The 4,281-nt window shown below is 65.9% G+C and carries 5 protein-coding genes; 3 read left to right on the top strand and 2 right to left on the bottom strand.

Annotated features, from left to right (window positions below):
- From ACEQXV_RS00360 to ACEQXV_RS00350, 3 genes are all read left to right on the top strand, one after another.
- The coding region (locus ACEQXV_RS00360) for an FMN-binding glutamate synthase family protein (protein WP_370267345.1) at positions 1–741 on the top strand (741 nt) is incomplete at its 5' end.
- 81 nt (positions 742–822) lie between these two features.
- Positions 823–2,151, top strand: a complete 1,329-nt coding sequence (gene glnT, locus ACEQXV_RS00355; protein ID WP_370267343.1) for a type III glutamate--ammonia ligase — start codon at positions 823–825, stop codon at positions 2,149–2,151.
- Positions 2,151–3,167 (top strand): GlxA family transcriptional regulator, encoded by a 1,017-nt coding sequence (locus ACEQXV_RS00350; RefSeq protein ID WP_370251070.1) that lies wholly within the window; start codon positions 2,151–2,153, stop codon positions 3,165–3,167. Before glnT ends, ACEQXV_RS00350 begins: the two co-directional genes overlap by 1 nt.
- Here the strand turns inward: ACEQXV_RS00350 and ACEQXV_RS00345 are convergent.
- Both ACEQXV_RS00345 and ACEQXV_RS00340 read right to left on the bottom strand, forming a co-directional pair.
- Complete coding sequence (locus tag ACEQXV_RS00345; protein WP_372524948.1) at positions 3,157–3,603, bottom strand: BLUF domain-containing protein; 447 nt, start codon at positions 3,601–3,603, stop codon at positions 3,157–3,159. The genes ACEQXV_RS00350 and ACEQXV_RS00345 overlap by 11 nt on opposite strands.
- A 65-nt stretch (positions 3,604–3,668) precedes the next feature.
- Positions 3,669–4,211: a LuxR C-terminal-related transcriptional regulator gene (locus ACEQXV_RS00340; protein WP_370251072.1), complete on the bottom strand. Its 543-nt coding sequence runs from the start codon at positions 4,209–4,211 to the stop codon at positions 3,669–3,671.
- Between the last annotated feature and the right edge of the window lie 70 nt (positions 4,212–4,281).

Below are 4,281 nucleotides of genomic sequence, written 5' to 3'. Positions count from 1 at the left end.
GCCTGCCGTCACCCTGACTGGACCGGGCCCGATGACCTGGAAATCAAGATCCTCGAACTGCGCGAGATCACCGGCTGGCGGGTGCCCATCTACGTCAAGGTGGGGGCAACGCGGCCCTATTACGACACGGCGCTCGCGGTGAAGGCCGGGGCCGACGTGGTGGTGATCGACGGCATGCAAGGCGGCACGGCGGCCACGCAGGACGTGTTCATCGAGCATGTGGGCATTCCGACTCTGGCCTGCATCCGCCCCGCCGTGAAAGCCCTGCAAGACCTTGGCATGCACCGCGAAGTGCAGCTTGTCGTTTCGGGCGGCATCCGCACCGGGGCTGACGTGGCCAAGGCGCTGGCGCTTGGGGCCGACGCGGTCAGCATCGGCACCGCGGCCATGGTGGCCATCGGCGACAACGACCCGAAATGGGAGGCCGAATATCAGAAGCTCGGCACCACGACCGGGGCCTATGATGACTGGCACGAGGGGCTGGATCCCGCCGGGATCACCACGCAGGACCCAAGCCTTGCCGCGCGGCTTGACCCGGTCGAAGGGGGGCGTCGCCTGCGCAACTACCTAAAGGTCATGACGCTGGAGGCGCAGACCATCGCGCGCGCCTGCGGTCACAACCACCTGCACAATCTCGAACCCGAGGATCTCTGCGCCCTGACGATGGAGGCCGCCGCCATGGCGCAGGTTCCGCTGGCGGGCACCGACTGGTACCCCGGCAAGCCCGGCGCAGGGTTCTGACGATGACACAGACGGCGCAGGCCAGCCCGGCCCGCGCCGTTTTCTTTTCACGATGAAGTAACAGGGAAACGGGAATAGACGATGACACAGGACCTGGCAGCCTTCGCCGCCGAACGCGGCATCAAGTATTTCATGATCTCTTTCACCGACCTTTTCGGCGGGCAGCGGGCGAAACTGGTGCCCGCGCAGGCGATTGCCGACATGCAGGCAGAGGGCGCGGGCTTCGCGGGCTTTGCCACCTGGCTCGACATGACGCCTGCGCATCCCGACATGCTGGCGGTGCCCGACCCTTCCTCGGTCATCCAGCTGCCGTGGAAGCCCGAGGTCGCCTGGGTCGCCAGCACCTGCGTGATGGAAGACCAAGAGGTCGCCCAGGCCCCGCGCAACGTGCTGCGCAAGCTGATCGGCGAGGCCGCCGAGATGGGGCTGCACGTGAAGACGGGCGTGGAGGCGGAATTCTTCCTGCTCACCGCCGATGGCGCGCGGATTTCCGACGAATACGACACCGCCTCCAAGCCCTGCTATGACCAGCAGGCGGTGATGCGCCGCTATGACGTGGTGCGCGAGATCTGCGATTACATGCTGGAGCTGGGCTGGGGCCCGTACCAGAACGACCACGAGGATGCGAATGGCCAGTTCGAGATGAACTGGGAATTCGACGACGTGCTGGCCACCGCCGACAAGCACAGCTTCTTCAAGTTCATGGTCAAGTCGGTGGCCGAAAAGCACGGGCTGCGCGCCACCTTCATGCCCAAGCCCGTCGAGGGGCTGACCGGAAACGGCTGTCATGTGCATGTCTCGGTCTGGGACGCGCCGGGGGAAGCGGCCAGCACCAATGTCTTCGCGAGCGCGGGCGATGGTCCCACGGGCGAGGTGGGCCTGGGAGAGCAGGGCAAGCACTTCCTTGGCGGCATCATGAGCCACGCAAGCGCGATGGCCGCGATCACCAACCCGACCGTCAACAGCTACAAGCGGATCAACGCGCCGCGCACTATGTCCGGGGCCACTTGGGCCCCCAATACCGTGACCTGGACCGGCAACAACCGCACCCACATGGTGCGCGTCCCCGGCCCCGGCCGGTTCGAGCTGCGCCTGCCCGACGGGGCAGCGAACCCATACTTGTTGCAGGCTGTCATTATCGCGGCGGGGCTTGACGGTATCCGCAACCAGTCCGATCCCGGCAAGCGCCATGACATCGACATGTATGCCGAGGGCCACAAGGTGCGCGGCGCGCCCAAGCTGCCCCTGAACATGCTCGACGCGCTCAGGGCTTATGACAAGGACAAGGGTCTGAAGGCCGCAATGGGGGAAGAGTTCTCGGCGGCGTTCCTGAAGCTCAAGCAGCAGGAATGGGATGATTTCGTGTCCCACTTCAGCCGTTGGGAAAAGGAAAACACGCTGGACATCTGATGCCTGCGCCCATGATCGTTCCCAGGCCGGAGCCGATGGTGCTTGGCTTTCTCATGCTGCCCGGCTTTCCGATGTCCTGCCTGACATCGGCTATCGAGCCTTTGCGCGTCGCAAATGAAATCGCGGGGCGCAGGGTGTTCGACTGGCGGTTGCTGTCACTGGACGGCGCGCCCGTTGCCTCCAGCGCGCGGGTCAGCGTCGCAGCGGATGCAGCGGCGACTGACGGCCCTGTGCCGGGCATGTTGTTCGTGCTGAGCGGCGCGGACCCCACGCCGGATGCGGCCAGCGCCGTTCTGCGCCGCCTGTCGCGGCATGGGGTGACGGTCGGGGCGATCAGCGGCGGGATCTTCCCCCTGGCCCGTGCGGGCGTTCTGCGCGGCAAGCGGGTCAGCGTGCATTGGTGCTATCGCACCGCCTTCGCAGCCGAGTTTCCCGATGTCCTCTGCTCGGATGAGCTGATCGAGCGCGACGGCGCATGCCTGACGGCCTCGGGCGCGGCGGCGGGATTTGACCTGATGCTGCATCTTGTCCGGGACCACTTGGGCGCTGCCATCGCGACCGAGACGGCCTGCTGGTTCCAGCATCCACAGGTGCGTGGCCCCGGCGCACGTCAGCAGGTGCCAGCGGCACAGACCGACGCGCTCGAGGCCACGATGCCCGAACCGGTGCGCGACGCCATCGCCATTCTGCAGGCCCATCTTGACGATCCGATCCAGATCGCCGAGGTCGCGGCGCGCCTGCGTCTGTCGCAGCGACAGCTGGAACGCCGGTTCAAAAGCGTGACGGGGCAAAGTCCCTCGTCCTACTACCGCCTCTTGCGCATGCGGGCCGCCCGCCAGCTGGTGCGCTTCTCCGCGCGGTCCATTCCGGACATTGCGCATGAGGTCGGGTGCAGCAGCCCCTCCCACCTGTCGCGCCTTTATCGCTCGGTGTTCGGGCGGACCCCGCAAGACGAACGCCGCACGCCGCCATCCTTCATGGCCGCTGCGGAGGCAGAGGGACCGATCAGGTCATAGGCTTGCGCAGCATATCGGACGGTGCGCGGCCCCGGGCGTGTTTCTGCATCAGCCCGACGATCGTTTCCGCCGCGCCCTCGGCGATCGGCCAACCTTGCAGCATGCGCCCCTCGTCATCGTCCGAGGCGTCCTCGTAAGCCATGAGCCATTTCGAAAAGCGTCTCTGGTCAGCCTCGCCCTCACTCAGAACCTGAACGTCGGAGTGGCGGTCATCGGCACGGATCGAGGCCATCACCTCGCCGACGGCCTCGGGTGGGCCTTCGAGAAGTTGAAAGTAGCGCTCGCCGATCCGCATCAGGAACCCGGTCAGGGCCATGGTGTTGTTGCGTTCCCAGGCCGTGTGCAGGATGTCGAGATCGACCGTGCGGGGCAGGGCGGGGTTGGTGCGGCTGGCGTAAAGGACTTGGTAAACCACGGGGCAGGAACCGGCTGTCATTGAAACTGCCTGTTTTTACGCCGGACGGCGCGCCTGTCCCTTGATATGCGTCAAGCCTGCCGGTGTTAGAACGGCATGCCGGAAAACCGCGCGACCAGTTCGGCGATATTGCGCGCGTCGAATTTCTGCAAAAGCCGTGCGCGATGCTGTTCGACGGTGCGGTAGGACAGGTCCAGTGCGCGGCCGATTTCCTTGGATGTCATGCCCTTGCCGGTCAGCATTGCCACTTCACGCTCGCGCGGGGTCAGCTGCACCACGGGGCGTGCTTCTGACAGGTCGGAAAAGGACCACACGCCGCGTGCGAACGGGTCTTCGGGCGTCAGCGACCGACCCCGGCTCCTGCACCAGAAAAGCTCTCCGTCCAGTCGCTGCATGATCCGCTCATCGTCATAGGCGCCGCTCTGGCGCATGGCGGCCAGCCCGCGCTCCCCGATCCGCTGGTAATCCTCGACCGACGGGTAAAGCCGCGCCATGTCCATGCCGTCGAACCCGTCGAGCGGCCCCCGGAACATCTCTGCAAAACGCAGGTTCGCCGCCCGGATCACCCGGTTTTCAAGCAGGACGATCCCGATCGGGGCATGCAGGAAGGCGGTGGTATGCGGGTCCATCTGGCGTGTCGCTGGTGGCTGTTTGCCCGGCAGTCTAGGGTGCCTCGCCCCGCGATGCCAGCCGCCCGTA

The organism is Nioella sp., assembly GCF_964229645.1.
Taxonomy (GTDB): domain Bacteria; phylum Pseudomonadota; class Alphaproteobacteria; order Rhodobacterales; family Rhodobacteraceae; genus Nioella.
Note: the sequence above shows the minus strand (reverse complement) of the source record. Positions and strands in the feature narration are given on the sequence as shown.

What these genes read in the sequence shown, in the direction of transcription:
- glnT (WP_370267343.1), top strand. Translation starts at nt 823, where the DNA reads ATGACACAGGACCTGGCAGCCTTCGCCGCCGAACGCGGCATCAAGTAT.
- ACEQXV_RS00350 (WP_370251070.1), top strand. Translation starts at nt 2,151, where the DNA reads ATGCCTGCGCCCATGATCGTTCCCAGGCCGGAGCCGATGGTGCTTGGC.
- ACEQXV_RS00345 (WP_372524948.1), bottom strand. Translation starts at nt 3,603, where the DNA reads ATGACAGCCGGTTCCTGCCCCGTGGTTTACCAAGTCCTTTACGCCAGC.
- ACEQXV_RS00340 (WP_370251072.1), bottom strand. Translation starts at nt 4,211, where the DNA reads ATGGACCCGCATACCACCGCCTTCCTGCATGCCCCGATCGGGATCGTC.